The 16,737-nt window shown below is 56.2% G+C and carries 15 protein-coding genes and 2 rRNA genes; 1 reads left to right on the plus strand and 16 read right to left on the minus strand.

The annotated features are described in order from the left end of the window. Window positions 1-232 (minus strand): hypothetical protein (locus tag HMPREF1147_RS12250; protein WP_232208046.1); only part of this gene is annotated, 232 nt, incomplete at its 3' end. A 30-nt stretch (window positions 233-262) separates the two neighbouring features. On the opposite strand from HMPREF1147_RS12250, the gene HMPREF1147_RS04310 reads away from it, so the two are divergent. After that, window positions 263-1,687, plus strand: coding sequence for a 6-phospho-beta-glucosidase (locus HMPREF1147_RS04310; RefSeq protein WP_009657848.1), 1,425 nt, complete (start codon window positions 263-265; stop codon window positions 1,685-1,687). On the opposite strand, the gene HMPREF1147_RS04315 is transcribed toward HMPREF1147_RS04310, so the two are convergent. The 15 genes from HMPREF1147_RS04315 to HMPREF1147_RS04385 form a co-directional block, all read right to left on the minus strand. Further along, entirely contained in the window at window positions 1,684-3,915 is a 2,232-nt protein-coding gene (locus HMPREF1147_RS04315; RefSeq protein WP_009657852.1) for a DEAD/DEAH box helicase, read from the minus strand. The genes HMPREF1147_RS04310 and HMPREF1147_RS04315 overlap by 4 nt on opposite strands. Beyond that, window positions 3,912-5,243, minus strand: coding sequence for an ATP-binding protein (locus tag HMPREF1147_RS04320; RefSeq protein WP_009657847.1), 1,332 nt, complete (start codon window positions 5,241-5,243; stop codon window positions 3,912-3,914). The genes HMPREF1147_RS04315 and HMPREF1147_RS04320 overlap by 4 nt, the downstream gene beginning before the upstream one ends. After that, window positions 5,230-6,753: a TerB N-terminal domain-containing protein gene (locus tag HMPREF1147_RS04325; protein ID WP_009657844.1), complete on the minus strand. Its 1,524-nt coding sequence runs from the start codon at window positions 6,751-6,753 to the stop codon at window positions 5,230-5,232. The genes HMPREF1147_RS04320 and HMPREF1147_RS04325 overlap by 14 nt, the downstream gene beginning before the upstream one ends. A gap of 226 nt (window positions 6,754-6,979) precedes the next feature. Further along, entirely contained in the window at window positions 6,980-7,264 is a 285-nt protein-coding gene (locus tag HMPREF1147_RS04330; protein ID WP_009657849.1) for a hypothetical protein, read from the minus strand. Between the two features lie 124 nt (window positions 7,265-7,388). Continuing rightward, window positions 7,389-8,183 carry an ABC transporter ATP-binding protein gene (locus HMPREF1147_RS04335; RefSeq protein ID WP_009657841.1) on the minus strand — a complete coding sequence of 265 codons (795 nt, stop codon included), beginning with the start codon at window positions 8,181-8,183 and terminating at the stop codon, window positions 7,389-7,391. A gap of 2 nt (window positions 8,184-8,185) precedes the next feature. Then, window positions 8,186-9,064, minus strand: a complete 879-nt coding sequence (locus HMPREF1147_RS04340) for an ABC transporter permease (RefSeq protein ID WP_009657843.1) — start codon at window positions 9,062-9,064, stop codon at window positions 8,186-8,188. A gap of 71 nt (window positions 9,065-9,135) precedes the next feature. Continuing rightward, window positions 9,136-10,131, minus strand: coding sequence for an ABC transporter substrate-binding protein (locus tag HMPREF1147_RS04345; RefSeq protein ID WP_009657850.1), 996 nt, complete (start codon window positions 10,129-10,131; stop codon window positions 9,136-9,138). 30 nt (window positions 10,132-10,161) lie between these two features. Continuing rightward, window positions 10,162-11,157 (minus strand): ABC transporter substrate-binding protein, encoded by a 996-nt coding sequence (locus HMPREF1147_RS04350; RefSeq protein ID WP_009348614.1) that lies wholly within the window; start codon window positions 11,155-11,157, stop codon window positions 10,162-10,164. A gap of 150 nt (window positions 11,158-11,307) precedes the next feature. Beyond that, a complete protein-coding gene (gene sufU / locus HMPREF1147_RS04355; protein ID WP_009348613.1) occupies window positions 11,308-11,760 on the minus strand; it encodes a Fe-S cluster assembly sulfur transfer protein SufU in 453 nt (150 codons plus the stop codon). Further along, window positions 11,750-12,988 (minus strand): cysteine desulfurase, encoded by a 1,239-nt coding sequence (locus HMPREF1147_RS04360; RefSeq protein ID WP_009657851.1) that lies wholly within the window; start codon window positions 12,986-12,988, stop codon window positions 11,750-11,752. The genes sufU and HMPREF1147_RS04360 overlap by 11 nt, the downstream gene beginning before the upstream one ends. Next, window positions 12,985-13,782: a SufD family Fe-S cluster assembly protein gene (locus HMPREF1147_RS04365; RefSeq protein ID WP_050992865.1), complete on the minus strand. Its 798-nt coding sequence runs from the start codon at window positions 13,780-13,782 to the stop codon at window positions 12,985-12,987. The genes HMPREF1147_RS04360 and HMPREF1147_RS04365 overlap by 4 nt, the downstream gene beginning before the upstream one ends. A 32-nt stretch (window positions 13,783-13,814) precedes the next feature. Continuing rightward, window positions 13,815-15,233 (minus strand): Fe-S cluster assembly protein SufB, encoded by a 1,419-nt coding sequence (gene sufB / locus HMPREF1147_RS04370; protein WP_009657842.1) that lies wholly within the window; start codon window positions 15,231-15,233, stop codon window positions 13,815-13,817. Window positions 15,234-15,240: 7 nt separating this feature from the next. Further along, window positions 15,241-15,999, minus strand: coding sequence for a Fe-S cluster assembly ATPase SufC (sufC, locus tag HMPREF1147_RS04375; protein WP_009657845.1), 759 nt, complete (start codon window positions 15,997-15,999; stop codon window positions 15,241-15,243). Window positions 16,000-16,212: 213 nt separating this feature from the next. Beyond that, window positions 16,213-16,329 (minus strand): 5S ribosomal RNA (rrf, locus tag HMPREF1147_RS04380). Between the two features lie 101 nt (window positions 16,330-16,430). Further along, window positions 16,431-16,737: ribosomal RNA gene (locus tag HMPREF1147_RS04385) — 23S ribosomal RNA — on the minus strand; the annotation flags it as partial.

Genomic DNA, 16,737 nt, shown 5'->3' on the forward strand with positions numbered 1-16,737 from the left:
CCTGCTTTGCAATGTCAGTCTTTGACATACCGGTGGATAGGAGGGCAAAAATTTGTCCGCGCCGATATGGGTCTAGGTGTTTATATGAGCGCGTGGTTGTGGTAGAATGAGTATGGGACATGGCAGCACCTTCTGTTCTGTTTTTGTGGTGAAAACATTGTAACACATTGAGCGCTGCCTGTCCTTTTTTTCTGTCCCACTTCATTTTACCATGAACCGGAACTATCCCCATGTGAATTTGGGCGAAACAAAGGAGGACGAGATGGCTTTTCCAAAAAATTTCCTATGGGGCGGCGCAGTTGCGGCGCATCAGCTCGAGGGGGCATGGGATGCGGACGGGCGCGGGCTATCAATCTGCGATGTGATGACGGGCGGTTCGCGCACGGAGCCTCGCCGTATTACGGACGGGGTTCTGTCGGGTGAGCGTTATCCGAACCATACGGGCATTGATTTTTACCACACCTACAAGGAGGACATCGCACTCTTTGCCGAGATGGGATTCAAATGTTTCCGTACGTCGATCTCGTGGTCGCGCATTTTCCCAAACGGCGACGAGGAGACGCCCAACGAGGCGGGGCTGTGCTTCTACGACGATCTCTTCGATACGCTGCGCGCCCACGGCATCGAACCGGTCGTTACACTGAGTCACTTCGAGATGCCCTATCACCTTGCAAAGGCGTATGGCGGGTGGACGAACCGCAAACTCGTCGATTTCTTTGTCCGCTATGCGGAGACGGTCATGCGGCGCTACCGGGATAAGGTGCGCTATTGGATGACGTTCAACGAAATCAACAATCAGACCTACATGGCGACAGACACCTTCGGCTGGACGAACTCGGGACTGCGCTACTCTCTGATTGACCGTCCGCTCAATGCGATGCATCAGGCGGCGCATCACGAGATGGTCGCCGCAGCACGCGTCACGCAGCTCGGACACGACATCAATCCTAATTTTAAGATTGGCTGCATGGTCGCCTTTATCCCCTACTATCCGTATTCCTGCGCTCCCGCCGATGTGATGCGCGCGGAGGAAAGCATGCAGGAACGCTATCATTTTCTCGATGTGCTCTGCCGCGGTCACTACAATGCCTATACGCAGAAACTATGGGAGCGTAAGGATTTGACGCCCGAGATGCTGTCCGAGGATGCGGCGATCCTAGCTGCGGGTACGGCGGACTATATCGGATTCAGCTACTATATGTCGAACACCGTACGCGCGGATGTCGCCACCCCCGTCACGAGCTACGGCGGCAACGTGCACTCGGTAGTGAATCCCCATATCAAAGTGTCGGACTGGGGATGGGGCATCGATCCCACGGGGCTGCGCTATGCGATAAACCTCCTCCACGGTCGCTACGAACTGCCGCTCTTCATCGTGGAGAACGGTCTCGGCGCATACGATGTGCTCGAAAATGAAACGGTAAACGATGACTATCGCATCGCCTATCTCGCCGCGCACATTCGCGCCATGAAAAAAGCCGTCGAACACGACGGCGTGAATCTCATCGGCTATACGCCGTGGGGCTGCATCGACGTCATCTCCTTTACGACGGGCGAGCTCGCAAAGCGCTACGGCTTCATCTACGTCGATCTCCATGACGACGGCACAGGTACGGGGAAACGATACCGCAAGAAATCTTTCTCATGGTACCAAAAGGTGATCGCCTCAAACGGCGCGGAGCTTTAACGCTCCGCCCACTCCCCTACGCGCCGCTTCATCCCCGCAATATCCAAAACGCCGCACGCGAATCCACGCCGCACGAGCTCCTCGGGCAGATATTCGTCGTATTTGTCAAAGAGCGGCACTTCGTTCGGATAGAGGAGTTCCATCGGGTCGAAGTCCTTTGCCGCCTCCTCGGCGAGCACGCGGAAGAACTCCGTGGGAGACGCCTTCATGCTGAACTGCATGAAATACGGGCGCATGGAGTCTGGGGCTCGCAGCCCGATGCGTTCCGCACAGCGAATGCGCAGGAATCGCTCAAGCGCGAGGAACGCGTAGCTGCCGAGCCACGGGAGCAGTGCATACATATCGCCGCCGAGCGGGATGAGCGCATCCGTTGCCGCGCCCGAATGCCGTGCCGTGTCGCGTGCCTGTGCAAGGCGCGCCACGGCATTTTTCATGAGATAGGGATAGCTCGTCTCCTCGCACAGGACGCGGCGCATCCGCTCTAGGATCTTCGTATGGATGTCGCCCGGACACTCGCCGAAATAGGCGGGAACGTTCCCCTTTACCTGCTCGCAGTAAACGAGATGCCGCTTGCGGTCGACTTCGAGGACGCGCCAGACGTGCCCTGCGATGGCGATTTTCTCCCCGACGGGCGGCGGCGCAACGATCGTGCCGATCTCCTGCGATTCGCTGCGGACTGTGTACTCCTCGTTTTCCTGAAATACGCCGTAAAAGCGGTAGGAGTGAATGACACGCTCGCCCGCCAGTCCGACGATCAGCCCGCCGCGTTCCGTCTGCTGTAAATGATCCTGCATGATCAAGTAGCGGAGCAGCGTACGGTAATCTTCCTGCGTGATGCGGTGAAAGACATGTAGGGAGAGCACGCGCTCCGCGAGCGCACGCGGCGAGAGTTCCCCGCAGGACGCCGCAACGCTCATCGTCTGATGATAGAGGAGGCTAAACGGCAGACGGTCAAGGCGCGGCGGCTCGACCCAACGCTCCTCGAGATAGAGCTGTACGAGGGCGATGCCCTGCAATAGTTTCCACGGGATCGTCGCGGGGAGCAGGGCGCGCGGGTCGGGCGCATCCTCGCGCATGACGAACCACATCTCGGGCGGCAGCTTCCTGCGCCCCGTGCGCCCCATCCGTTGGAGGAACGACGATACCGTCCACGGCGCGTCGATCTGAAAGGCGCGCTCCAGCCGCCCAATGTCGATGCCGAGCTCCAACGTCGCCGTCGTACATGTCGTGAGCATACTGCTCTCGTCCTTCATGCGTTCCTCCGCCGTCTCGCGGAACGCAGCGGAGAGATTGCCGTGATGGATGAGGAAGCGATCCGGCTCATGCCGCTTCTCACAGTAGGCGCGCAGTGTCGTCGTCACCGCCTCGCACTCCTCGCGCGAGTTGACGAAGAGGAGACACTTCTTCCCGCGCGTGTGTTCAAAGATATAGCCCAGCCCCGGATCGGCGTTTTCGGGCGCGGTATCCGTCGGCGTATCAAGGGCGGGGAGCGCCGTTATCTCGTCCTTTCCCTCCGCCGCCTGTGCATCGCGTACATAAAAATGCTCCATGGAGATGCGCCACTTGCTTCCCTTTGCCTCGATGCGCGGGACAACCGTCCCCCGCCCCGTCCCCGCCGCGAGAAAGGCGCCCGTCCCGGCGGGATCGCCGATCGTCGCCGATAGCCCGATGCGGCGCGGCGCAACCCCCGCGATGCGGGACAGCCGTTCAATGAGACACAGTGTCTGCCCGCCGCGGTCGCCGCGCAGGAGCGAGTGGACCTCGTCGATGACGACGAAACGGAGGTCGCCGAAGAGTTTTGGAATCGCCGCATGGCGATGCAAAAGGAGCGCTTCTAACGACTCGGGCGTGATTTGCAGAATGCCCGACGGGCGCTTCATCAGCCGCGCTTTATGACTCTGCGCGACATCGCCGTGCCAGTGCCAAACAGGAATCTCCGCCGTCCGGCAAAGATCGTTCAGCCGCGTGAACTGGTCGTTAATGAGCGCCTTGAGTGGACCGATGTAGATACAGCCGACGGATGCCGGCGGCTCCTCGGAAAACAGCGTGATGATGGGAAAGAACGCCGCCTCGGTCTTGCCGGATGCCGTGGACGCCGTGAGCAGAACGTGCTCGTCCGTCTCAAAGATCGCCTCCGCCGCGGCAACCTGCACCGCGCGCAGATTCTCCCAACCGTGCGCGTAGATGTAGTCCTTGACGAACGGCGCGTAGCGGTCGAACGCACTCACAGCTCAAACTCCGCAAAGGACGCGTCCGTCTCCGCCCCGATTACATCATTCTGCGCATAGGAAAAATCCTGCGAGTTGAGCAGTTCCGCGACCTTGACGTTCGGATTTTGATATACGATGTCTAGTACCTCAATGAAGTCGCGAATCACCTCGCGCGGCGTGATATGCGTGTCCGCGCCGATGCGCCCGAACTCGATGCGGATGAAGTCCGCAAGATCGTCCTGCGTGACGATCTGCTCGTATCCATAGAGAACGGCATGAATCGCGGCGAGTTTTTCCGTGAGCACGAACATCTCCTCATGCGTCAGCGGCGCGAGCCGAATGACGGGCGAGAGCAGATCGCGGTGCTCCCCGCCGAACCGCCCCTCGGCGAGCCGCGAGCGCAGCGCTTCATAACTGTAGACGCCGCGCCGCGTGTCCTCCATACACTCGGGTGTGCCGCACATGATGACGCCGAGATAGCGCGCCTTGCCCTGCATCGCATCGTTATACATCGTGAGGAGCTTTTCATAATTGTATTGGCGCGTAATGGCGTGCGGCACCTTGTAGATGTTCACGAGCTCGTCGATGAGGATGAGCATCCCCGCATAGCCCGCCTGCCGCAGGAAAAAGGCAAAGATCTTGAGATACTCGTACCAGTCGTCATCCGTGATGATGATGCCGACGCCGAGATCCCGCCGCGCCTCGGTCTTCGTCGCATACTCGCCGCGGAACCAGCGCGCCACCTGCGCGCGTTTCTCATCGTCCCCGTCCACATACGCGCGGTAGTACATCGTGAGCAGCCGCGCAAAGTCAAAGCCGTGCACGAGATCGTTCAGCCCGTAGACGATCTCCCCGATGCGCCGCTCCACGGCAGGCGAAAGCCCTCCGTCCGCAGCGGATAAGCCCTCCGCCGCCATAGTCTCCTGCTGCACGCGGCTGATCCAGCGGTCGAGGATGAGCGTCAGGGCGCCGCCTTCGGGCGTCGTCTTCGTCGCCATGTTGCGGATGAGTTCGCGGTACGTCGCAAGCCCCTGCCCGTGCGTCCCTTGGAGACGCCGCTCCGGGGAGAGATCGGCATCCACCACGACAAAATTTTTTGCCATGACATAGCTGCGTATCGTTTGCAGGAGAAAACTCTTGCCGCTCCCGTACCGCCCGACGATGAAGCGGAACGACGCGCCGCCGTCCGCGATCAGCTCCACATCGGAGAGGAGCGCTTCGATCTCGCTGCGCCGCCCGACCGTGATATAGGGAAGCCCGATGCGCGGGACGACGCCGCCCTTGAGCGCGCTCACGAGCGTCTGCGCGATGCGGCGCGAGATTTTGACAGGTTCATTCTGCGACATGGAGATACCTCTCAATCAATTCTTCTCGATAATCCTCAATCACGGCGGGCGGATCGCCCTCGATCACGGCGTCGGCAAAGTCGTCGTACAGCTTCTCATTGATGCCGTCCACGAGGACGGAAACAATATGCCCCTCGGCGCGCACCCACGAGAGCGGCGCGCCCGTCAGCAGATCGCGGAGCAGATGCAGCTCCGGTGCGTCGAGGAAGGCATCCGTCTCGCTCGTCTGCACATCGGCATCGCCTGAAAAAGATTCTTGCCACGCCAGGGGCAACATCTCCGATACGCTCTCGCCCGTTCCCGGCATCGAAATTGGTGCGGCGGCTTCCTCTTCCTCCTCCGCGACGATCAGCCGCTCGCGCGTGACCGCGGCGTCCGCACGGATGCGCCCGAGCTGCGAGAGATCGATATGCACGCGGCGCGCTTCCGCCGCCTTTTTTTCGGCGAAAAACGCTTCGATTTCCTCGTCGACAATCTTTGCAAGCCATTTCGTCGTTTTCTTCGGCGGCTTGATAGACGGAAAGCTCGTGCATTCGCGCATCCGATAGTCGATGAGCCGCAGCAGCGCGCCGAGCCGCCGCGCCTGTTTCAGCTCGCGCTCGTAGGCGAGCATATACCACGCGCCGCCCGCGCACTCATAGCTGCGCACGGGATTCACCGTATAGACGCGTTCCTCCTCGGGCGAGCGCGCATGGAACACCGCCCCCGGAAAGATCCGCGTCAGCCGCCGGCATTCGTGTCCAATATATTCCGACGAAAAATTCCGTTTTCGATGTTTTTCATAATACTCCGCGACGCGCGCGATCACGCGCATAATCACGGCGCTCATATCGCTCGTATATGTCCGATAGAATTTCGACCGCTCCAGCCGATAGGAAGACAGCGCGCACAGCCCCGCCGCGATCTCCTCCGCGGGATGCTCGCCGCGTGAGAGGACGGCCGCGATCGCCTCGTCCTGCAATTTCATATCGCGATAGTACGAACTATCGGAAAGATACTCCGGATCGAGCCCGTAGTAAATCACATAGCCGTACGTCCATGCAGGCAGATAGGTATAGAGCGCGGGCTCCGTCATGCCAAATTCAAGACCGAGCTCCATCAGCTTCCCATAGCCGTCCGCCGCGTCCCTGCACCCGATGAGATGCAGAATCTCATACGCATAGAGCATTGCGAACGTCAGCGGCGCGGGCACAATCCGCCCCTTTCGCACCTGCGTCCGCCATGCGAAATAACCGCGCAGCTCCGCATCCGAAAGCGATTCATAGGTGGGATAGTAGCGCGTCACCTCGCCCTCGAACACGAAATCGTCCTCATAACGCTCCATCAGACGCGCCTGCTTCAGGAAAATCTCCTCGCGCGGCTGCCAACACGAACCGGACACCTGAGCGAGCGAACGCATCGCGCGGATCAGCTTCGGCACTTTCCCCGCAGGTGCCTCATCCGAAGAACGAACAAGCGGCTCGTCCCGATATACCGAACGACACAGCCGCACCAAAAAATCCTCTAGCATCTATTCACCCCCGCTCATCCGTTCGATAATCTTCCTCCTATTTTACTATGATTCCACAAAATAGCAAGGGGTGAGGATCGGAACTATACATGATTTCTTTACTTACAAAGAAAATACGCCCCCCGCCGGGCAGCGGGAGGCGCACTTTCGATAGAGAGAAAGAAATGTAGGGAATGTATGTGAATCCTGCGGAAGGGAAGACCGCAGAAGACGCACCTATTGAATATTAGGTATTCTTCGCGATGAACGCACCGACCACGGCGCCGACGATTGCGGCGGTCGTGACTGTTCCCTGCGAATATCCTTTGCGTTTCGGCTTATGCCGGCGTGCAGCAAGCTGTGTGACCTCGTAGGAGTCTCCATAGCTTGAGCGCACGTCCATTGCACGAGGGGCATCTGCCATCATGCGAGGGCTAGCCTCTGCGACAACTGCTGTTGTTCCAACCAAACTGCATGTCATAACACCAAAGAGTGCCGCAGCGATTATTTTCTTAACTTTCTTCTTCGTCATGGTACTCACTCCTATCCAAGGTTTTTCGAAGGGAAGCCGTTTGTTTGCTCCCATCGATCCTGTTTACATGGATAAATATACAGGAGCTGTTTTAGAACGTCTTGTGAGAGGCGTTATTATTCAATTAACTTAGGAGGAGACTGTCATTAGCGAGTTCGCTGCCCGCGGCACGTTCGAACATGGAGAGGAGATCGCGCGTTGTGAGTCCCTTTTTCTCCCCCTGCGGTACGTCGAAGAGGATATGTCCCTCATGCAGCATGATAAGGCGGTTGCCGTAACGAAGGGCATCCTTCATATTGTGCGTGATCATAAGGGTGGTGAGCTGTTGTTCCGTGACGATCTTTTCGGTCAGCTCGAGCACCTGCGCGGCGGTCTTCGGGTCGAGTGCGGCAGTGTGCTCGTCGAGGAGCAGCAGGTTCGGCTTTACGAGCGTCGCCATGAGGAGCGTCAGCGCCTGCCGCTGTCCGCCAGATAGGAGTCCGACGCGCGAGGAGAGACGATCCTCGAGTCCAAGCTTTAGACCTGCCAGTTTCTCACGAAAGATGTCGCGCATCTCGTCGGTCGATCCCCAACGCAGGGTCGGTGTCTGTCCACGGCGGGCAGCAATTGCAAGATTTTCCTCGATCATCATGCGTGCGGCAGTACCCATCATGGGATCTTGGAAAACACGTCCGATGAACCGTGCACGTCGATGCTCCGGCCATTTGGTAATATCCTCGCCGGCGATGGAGATTTTCCCCGTATCCACAGAAATCGCCCCTGCGATAGCGTTCATGAGCGTTGATTTGCCCGCGCCGTTGCCGCCGATGACGGTGACGAAATCTCCGGGTTCAAGATGCAGTGTAACGCCGGAGAGGGCCTTCTTTTCCGTAATCGTACCGGGATTGAAGGTTTTTTTGATGTCCTCTATGCGCAGCATGGTTACGCTCCCTTCTTCATCGCATGGTATTTCGTCTGGATGAGCGGCAGCGAAAGCGCGATCGCGACGAGAACTGCCGTAAAGAGCTTGAGATCGTTCGGCGGCATACCGAGCTGCAGCACGACCGCGATGACGGCGCGATAGACGACGGAGCCGAGCACAACGGAGATAAGCCAGTTCTTAAAGCTGCGCGTACCGAACAGCACCTCGCCGATAATGACGGAGGCAAGCCCGATGACGATCGTCCCCGTCCCCATACCGACGTCGGCAAATCCGTTGCTCTGTGCGACAAGCGCGCCGCAAATCGCGACCAAGCCGTTGGAGAGCAGAAGCCCGAGGACGATCATGACGTCGGTGTTGACGCCGTTCGCGCGGATCATGTGCGGATTTGCACCCGTCGCACGGATGGCAGTACCAAGCTCCGTACCAAAGAACCAATAGGTCAGGAGGATGGCTAAAATGACAACAATTGTGCCGATGACGAGGATATTGCTCGCCGTATCCAGCCCCCAAATATTCCACTCGGTGAAGAGCGTTTCCTGCTGGAGCAGAGGCAGATTTGCCTTGCCCATGACATGCAGGTTGATGGAGTAGAGTCCAATCATTGTGAGGATACCTGCAAGGAGCGCAGGGATCTTCAGCTTCGTACAGAAAAATCCTGTGATGATGCCGGAAATACATCCTGCCGCACATGCAGCAAAGATCGAGACGAGGGGCGAATACCCTGCCACGAGCATGGAGGCGGCAACGGCAGCACCGAGGGGAAAGCTCCCCTCGACGGTCAGATCCGCAATGTCCAGAACACGATATGTCAAATAGACGCCCAGCGCATAGAGTCCCCACAGGACGCCCTGTGCAGCTGTTGCGATGACCAAATCCATAATGTCACTCCCTATATTTCGGAAAAAAAGCGGACACGCTGCGTGCCCGCTCCGCTTTCTTCGTCAATCGTTTACTCTGCGATGACCGCCCCTTGCAGTATGTCGTCGGGGATGGTCAGTCCGATTTTTTCCGCATTCTTTTTGTTGATCACGAGCATGAGCTCATGCGCCGTCTCGATTGGCATATCCGCAGGCTTGCGCTTACCCTCAAGGATGTCGGCTGCCATTGCGCCTGTCTGCACACCGAGCTTATAGTAGTCAATACCGTAGGTCGCAAGACCGCCCGCCTGCACCATCGTCGGCACGGCACAGATAATGCCCTTGCCCGCAGGATCGGTCACGCTCGCGAGCGTCGGCATCGCAGAGGCGATGATGTTGTCCGACGGCTCATAGAAAACGTCCACCTCGCCCACGATGCTCTGCGCCGCCTGCTGAATGTCGTTGACCGTGGAGATCGTCGCAACGCGTACCGTCAGCCCCTTCGATGCAGCATATTCCTTCATCGCCTTGACCTGAATCTCGGAATTTATTTCACTCGAGGAGTAAATCGTGCCGATGGTCTTGGCATTCGGATAGAGCTTCATGAGGAGGTCGATCTGATCGGCGATCGGGCTCAAATCGCTCGTTCCCGTGACGTTACCGCCCGGTTTCTCATTGGATTGAGCGACCTTCGCGCTCACATAGTCCGTGACCGCCGTGCCAACGATGGGAATCTCCTTCGTCACGTTCGCAGCAGACTGTACGCTCGGCGTTGCAATGGCACAGATGAGGTCGACCTTGTCGCTCACGAACCGTTGGACGATGTTCTGCAAATTCGATTGATCCGCCTGTGCGTTCTGCTGATCGAGCTTCACATTCTTCCCGACCTCGTAGCCGCGCTCTTTGAGTCCGTCCACAAATCCGCGGTTCGCCTCGTCGAGCGCGCCGTGCTCAACGAGCTGCACCACTCCGATTTTATATGTTTTTTCTCCCGCCGCCTGTTGACTCCCGCCGCAGCCTGTCGATGCGAGCAGACCGAAAGCAGCCATCCCAAGAGCGACGCATTTTATGACTGTTGTCATCTGCATCGAGACTCCACCTTTACTCTGTTAAATAATTTAGTCCACAAGGGTTGCATCTTTCAGCACGTCCTCCGGAATGGTCAGCCCTAATTTTTCGATGCCGCTCTTGCTGATGACAAGCGTTAGATCGCGTGCCGTCTCGATCGGCATATTGGCCGGCTTACTCTTCCCCTCGAGGATGTCCGCCGCCATCTCGCCCGTCTGCACGCCGAGCTTGTAGTAATCGATGCCGTAGGTTGCAAGACAGCCGCCCGTCACCATAAAGGGTTCTGCACAGATGACGCCCTTGCCCGCCGCGTCAGTGACGCTGACAAGGGTCGGGATTGAGGAGGAAATCACGTTGTCGGTTGGCTCATAGAACACATCCACATCCCCTACGAGACTCTGTGCCGCCTGCTGAATATCGTTGACCGTCGAAACTGTTGCCGCGCGTACTGTCAGCCCCTTTGACTGTGCATATTCGGTCATGGTCTTGATCTGAATTTCCGAATTGATCTCACTTGAGGAATAAATCGTGCCGATAGTTTTAGCGTTTGGGTAAATCTTCATGAGAAGATCAATCTGCTGCTTGATCGGATTCAGATCACTCGTCCCGGTCACATTCCCTCCCGGAACCGCGTTTGACTGGGCGAGTTTCGCGCTCACATAGTCTGTAATTGCCGTACCGACGATGGGAATATCCCGCGTTGCATTTGCAACCGACTGTGCCGCAGGCGTTGCGATGGCACAGATGAGATCGACCTTGTCACTGACAAAACGCTGTGCGATGTTTTGGAGATTCGACTGATCCGCCTGCGCGTTCTGTCGGTCAATCGTGAGGTTCTTCCCCTCCTCATAGCCGCGTTCCTTGAGTCCGTCGACAAAGCCGCGGTTCGCCGCATCGAGCGCATTATGCTCCACGAGCTGTACTACACCGATTTTATAGGACTTCTCACCCGCCGCCTGCCGATCTCCGCCGCAGCCTGCCATAACGCTAAGTCCCAGCGCCGTGATGCCAAGAGCGATACATTTCATTGCCTTTGTCATCCGCATCGAGCTCCCACCTTTTCTTTTCAAAAGTGCTAATTTTGCAATACCTGCTTATTATACATGCCCGGGGGCGAAAAATCTAGTATCCACGCGAGGAAAAATACAAACGGGACTGTTTTGTGAAGAAAAATCTTCCAAACCGGTCCCGATTTCTTATACAGTTTTTCCCTTGAGGATATTATCCAGCGTATGCCATGCGAGCACAGCACATTTGACGCGCGCAGGCATATTGGAGATATTTTTGAGCGCGATGGCTTCGTCGAGTTCTTCGAGGGCTGCGTCGTCCGTGACCTCACGCTTAATCATGGAGGTAAAGAGCTGCGTGAGGCGATGTGCCTCCTCAACGGTCTTGCCGCGCATGAGATCAATCATGATGTCGGTACTCGCCTGCGAGATCGCGCAGCCGACACCGGAGAACGCTCCGTCCTTGATGATGCCGTCCGCGATCTCAAGGGAGAGCGTAATCTCGTCGCCGCAGCTCGGGTTGTGCCCGCGCTCGCGCACATTTGCCGACGAGAGTTCTCCCTTGTTCTCCGGCGAGCGGCTGTGCTCGCCGATGACCTCGGTATATAATTCGTGCAGAGCCTCTTCCCCTTCAATCGGCATATCCGAGCACTCCCCTCACCTTTTTCAGTGCGTCGATGAATTTATCAATGTCCTCATGCGTATTGTAGAGATAGAAACTCGCGCGGCAGGTTGCATTCTGCCCAAGGTATTTCATCAACGGCTGCGCACAGTGATGCCCCGCACGGATAGCGACGCCGTAGCCGTCGAGGATCGTCGAAACATCGTGCGGATGAACATCCTTCACGTTGAAGGTAATGATACCAGTTTTGTTGTCGCGCGTACTCTCACATCCATACAGCTCAACAAAGGATAGTTCACGCAGACGAGGCAGTGCATAGGAGAGGAGATCACGCTCGATCGCCTCGATGCGGTCAAAGCCGACCTTTTCCAGATAGTCAATCGCAGCGATGAGTCCCGCCGCGCCGCTGACGTTCTGCGTGCCCGCTTCGAACTTTGCGGGAAGCTCCGCATACGTCGTCTCCTGTTCGCCGACATATTCGATCATATCCCCGCCAAAGAGGAACGGCGGCATCGCGTCAAGGATATCATATTTCCCATAGAGCACGCCGATTCCCATAGGAGAGAGCATCTTGTGCCCCGAGAACGCGAAGAAGTCCGCCCCCATCGACTGCACATCCACTTTGATATGCGGCACACTCTGCGAGCCGTCGACAACGATGACGGCACCGACGGCATGGGCACGGCTCGCTATCGCCTTGACGTCGTTCACGAGCCCGAGCACATTGGACACATGCGTCACGGCAACAATCTTGGTCTTTTCCGTAATCTGCGCGGCAATATCGGCCGCCGAGAGATTTCCATCCTCTTCGAGGTAGATGTATTTCAGTGTTGCACCGCATGCCTTGGCAACAAACTGCCACGGCACAAGGTTGCTGTGATGTTCGGCGACGGTAATGACAATCTCTTCGCCTGCCTGCACATGGGCACGCCCATAACTGTATGCAACAAGATTCAGCGCCTCAGAGGCATTCTTCGTAAAGATAATCTCCTCGGAGCGTGCCGCACCGATAAATTTCTGCGTACGTACACGCGCCGTCTCATAGATGTCCGTTGCCTTGACCGAAAGTTCATATGCGCCGCGGTGTGGATTTGCATTCCAATAGGTGCAGTAATCGGCAACCGCCTTGATAACGGCCTCCGGTTTCTGCGTGGTTGCACCGTTATCGAGATAGACGATGGGACGGCCGTTCATTTTTGTCTGCAAAATAGGAAAATCCTGCAGATACTCGTTGAAGTTCTTACTCACTTCATAAGCCTCCCCTCAATGTAATCGGTAATCTCAGTTCGCAGCTCCTCACTCTCTATGCGGGCAAGAACGGGTGCAAACGACGCCTCGACGACGAGCTGCTGCGCAGCATATTCATCAAGTCCGCGGCTCATCAAATAAAAGAGTTTATCCGCGTCAATCCTGCCGATACTGACTGCATGATGACCGTCCACGTCGCCCTCATGGGAAAGCATGAGCGGGACGCTGCGGTTGCGTGCATTTGGCGAGAGAATGGTGACCTCCTCGTCCTCCTTGCCGGCCGAACCACGCGACCCCGCGACAAAATCCAGTGTGCCGCGAAACGTTTTTTTACTGTGCCCCAGCAAGGCACCGCGCACCTGCAAGTTCGCATCCGTGAGCCGTCCCGCTTGGCGAATGATATAATTGAGGTCAATTTTTCGCTCTGCATCGCCGAAATAAAGCCCCCACACATCCGCACGCGCCTCGTCGCCTGCGAGATTGACACGGAGCTCCGCCACCGTATGTGCGGCGCCCGCCTCAACAAGTGTGCAGGAGAACAGTCCTTTCTTCCCGACCTCTGCTTCAATGCGGCTCGCTGCAGCGGCATCTATCGGCACAACCTGTATGAAGGTGAGATGCATCTCTGCCCCGTCCGCAACCTCCGCATGGATCTCCTGCAGGCCGCTCTCTCGCAGCTCCACGACATGATGCTGCGATTCCCCTGCCGCGCAGGAGAACTTTATCGTCTTCGTATCGCCGAGCTGTGCCGGCATCGGCAGGTCATTCACACCTAACCAGCGCCATGTCGACATAGGGATACGGCTAAAAACTTCACTCACAGCACTCACCCCATTGTCCCTTCCAGCTCGATATTGACAAGGTTGTTCATCTCCACCGCATACTCCAGGGGGAGTTCCTTTGCAATGGGTTCGACAAATCCGCGTACAATCATCGCACGCGCTTCCTCTTCGTCGATACCGCGACTTGTCAAATAAAATATCGCCTCATCACTGATGCGGCCAATTTTCGCCTCGTGTCCGATATCCACCTGGTCGCAAGCAATATCCATCACGGGCAGCGTGTCACTGCGCGACTCCGAGTCAAGCATCAGTGACTCACAGTCCACCGAGCATTTTGCCCCCACGGCACGCGGCGTTACCTTAACCGCACTCCGATAGACAGCAATGCCGCCGGACTTTGAAATCGAACGGGTGCTGATATTCGCCGACGTATGTGGCGCATCGAAAATGACCGTTGCCCCCGTATCGAGTTCCTGCCCCTTCGATGCGAACGTAATACCTGTGAACTCGCAGCTTGCGTTCTCACCGCTCAGAATACTGGTCGGGTAGAGCATTGAGACATGAGAACCGAACGAACCTGAGACCCATTCCACCGCGCCGTCTTTCTCCACCTTGACGCGCTTTGTATTGAGATTCATCATATTGCGTGACCAGTTCTCAATCGTGGAGTAACGCAGACGCGCCCCCTCCTTCACGAACAGCTCGACGCAGCCCGCATGGAGATTCGTCACATTATATTTGGGTGCGGAACATCCCTCAATGAAATGAAGGCTTGCTCCCTTTTCGACAATGATCAGCGTATGCTCAAACTGTCCTGCTCCCGCCGCATTGAGGCGGAAATAGGATTGTAATGGAATATCTACCTTGATGCCCTCAGGTACGTAGACAAAAGAACCACCCGACCACACTGCCCCGTGGAGTGCGGCGAACTTATGCGCCTTCGGCGGCACGAGTGTCATGAAATACTGCCGGACGACATCACCGTATTCCTGCAGTGCCGTCTCCATATCCGTATAGACAACGCCCTGCTTCACAAGCGACTCTTGAATCGAATGATAAACGACCTCGGAGTCGTACTGTGCGCCCACACCCGCCAGTGATGTCTTTTCAGCCTCCGGAATGCCGAGGCGGTCGAATGTTTCCTTGATGTCCTCAGGCACCTCATTCCAGTCGCCCACCATCTTTGCGTCGGGCTGCACATAGGTGACGATATTATCCATATCGAGGTCTGAGAGGTCAGGCCCCCAGGGGGGGAGTTCCATCGCATGATAAGTGTCGAGTGACTTTAGCCGAAACTCGAGCATCCACTCAGGGTCATGTTTCCGCACAGAAATATCGCGGATAATCTCCTCTGTCAGCCCCGAGGCTGACTTATACACGGAACGGTCTTCGTTCGTGATATCGTATATCGTACGCTCAATATCGGCGACATAGGTCTTTTTCTTTGGTACGAAATCTTCCATATGCCGCTCACCCTACCTTATCCTGCGCTCCGAGGATTTTAGCAAAACCTTCCTCGTTAATCTCCTCAATCAGCTCCGCACCGCCCTCACGTGCAATTTTCCCCTGTGCAAGAACGTGCACATAATCAACCTTGAGCCTATCAAGAATCTTCGCGTTGTGAGTAATGATAATACATGCGTTGTTCTTATTATGAAACTTCGCCACCCCCTCAGAAACGATCTGAACGGCATCAACATCAAGCCCCGAATCCGTCTCATCCAAAAGTGCAACCTTGGGTGCAAACATAAGGAGCTGCAAGACCTCACTGCGTTTCTTCTCACCGCCGGAGAACCCAACATTGAGATAACGCTGTGCATAACTCGGATCAATCTTCAACTCTGCCATCACCGCATTTAGTTCCTTACGGAACGAAAGAAGCTTAACTTTTTCGCCCGTCATCACCTGACGCGCCGTACGAATCATATTCTCAACCGTAATTCCCGGAATCTCCTCCGGCGTCTGAAACGCGAGGAAAAGACCGCGGCGCGCACGCTCAAATGCACGAAGCTCACCAATATCCTCTCCCTCAAGGATAAGGCTGCCGCCCGTCATCTCATATTTTGGATGTCCCATAATCACGTTCATCAGCGTCGACTTTCCCGACCCGTTCGGGCCGAGAATGACATGCACCTCACCCTTGCGAACGGTGAGATCGAGCCCCTTGAGAATCTCCTTCCCATCCACACCGGCATGAAGATCCTTTATTTGCAGCAATACATCTGCCATAGTAAACTCTCCTTAAAATCAACAGTATATTTAATCCTTACAAAAATACTCGGGATTCATATTTTCATCATTGTAGGGGCTTTCATATAAAATGTCAATAACTTAGCACACTCAATATAAACAAAACGAATAATTGATATTCCTTATCAAAATTTAGAAACAAAGAATAGAAATCAAAAAACAAAAAAGCCCGTGAGTTCTCACGAGCTTTCTTTGCGGCAACTACCTACTCTCCCGCGTCGTCTCCAACGAAGTACCCTCGGCCTGCGGACGCTTAACTGCTGTGTTCGGAATGGGAACAGGTGGTACCGTCCGGGCATCATCACCGCACTATTGAGTGTTGTTCACTCAAAACTAGACAGAAGAAACTCTTTGCAAATTAGTTGCGAAATAACCTGTAATCATGGAAAGTGCGCAGCACTTTCCATCAATAAATCAAGCCCTCGACCGATTAGTACTGGTCAGCTGCATGCGTTGCCGCACTTCTACGCCCAGCCTATCTACCTCGTCTTCTGCAAGGGGTCTTACTCTCTGATTGAGATGAGATACTTCATCTCGGGACGGGCTTCACGCTTAGATGCTTTCAGCGTTTATCCCTTCCGAACGCAGCTACCCGGCCGTGCCCTTGGCAGGACAACCGGTACACCGTTGGTTCGTCCACTCCGGTCCTCTCGTACTAGGAGCAGCCTCCCTCATGTATCTTACGCCCGCGATGGATATGGACCGAACTGTCTCACG

The sequence above is a fragment of the Selenomonas sp. FOBRC9 genome (assembly GCF_000287655.1).
In the GTDB taxonomy this organism is placed as follows: domain Bacteria; phylum Bacillota; class Negativicutes; order Selenomonadales; family Selenomonadaceae; genus Centipeda; species Centipeda artemidis.

Bases quoted from the DNA above. Each gene is read 5' to 3' on its own strand.
- HMPREF1147_RS04365 (WP_050992865.1), bottom strand. From the start codon at position 13,782: ATGTCGACATGGCGCTGGTTAGGTGTGAATGACCTGCCGATGCCGGCA.
- HMPREF1147_RS04310 (WP_009657848.1), top strand. From the start codon at position 263: ATGGCTTTTCCAAAAAATTTCCTATGGGGCGGCGCAGTTGCGGCGCAT.
- HMPREF1147_RS04330 (WP_009657849.1), bottom strand. From the start codon at position 7,264: ATGACGAAGAAGAAAGTTAAGAAAATAATCGCTGCGGCACTCTTTGGT.
- HMPREF1147_RS04340 (WP_009657843.1), bottom strand. From the start codon at position 9,064: ATGGATTTGGTCATCGCAACAGCTGCACAGGGCGTCCTGTGGGGACTC.
- sufU (WP_009348613.1), bottom strand. From the start codon at position 11,760: ATGCCGATTGAAGGGGAAGAGGCTCTGCACGAATTATATACCGAGGTC.
- HMPREF1147_RS04345 (WP_009657850.1), bottom strand. From the start codon at position 10,131: ATGCAGATGACAACAGTCATAAAATGCGTCGCTCTTGGGATGGCTGCT.
- sufC (WP_009657845.1), bottom strand. From the start codon at position 15,999: ATGGCAGATGTATTGCTGCAAATAAAGGATCTTCATGCCGGTGTGGAT.
- HMPREF1147_RS04335 (WP_009657841.1), bottom strand. From the start codon at position 8,183: ATGCTGCGCATAGAGGACATCAAAAAAACCTTCAATCCCGGTACGATT.
- sufB (WP_009657842.1), bottom strand. From the start codon at position 15,233: ATGGAAGATTTCGTACCAAAGAAAAAGACCTATGTCGCCGATATTGAG.
- HMPREF1147_RS04350 (WP_009348614.1), bottom strand. From the start codon at position 11,157: ATGCGGATGACAAAGGCAATGAAATGTATCGCTCTTGGCATCACGGCG.
- HMPREF1147_RS04320 (WP_009657847.1), bottom strand. From the start codon at position 5,243: ATGTCGCAGAATGAACCTGTCAAAATCTCGCGCCGCATCGCGCAGACG.
- HMPREF1147_RS04325 (WP_009657844.1), bottom strand. From the start codon at position 6,753: ATGCTAGAGGATTTTTTGGTGCGGCTGTGTCGTTCGGTATATCGGGAC.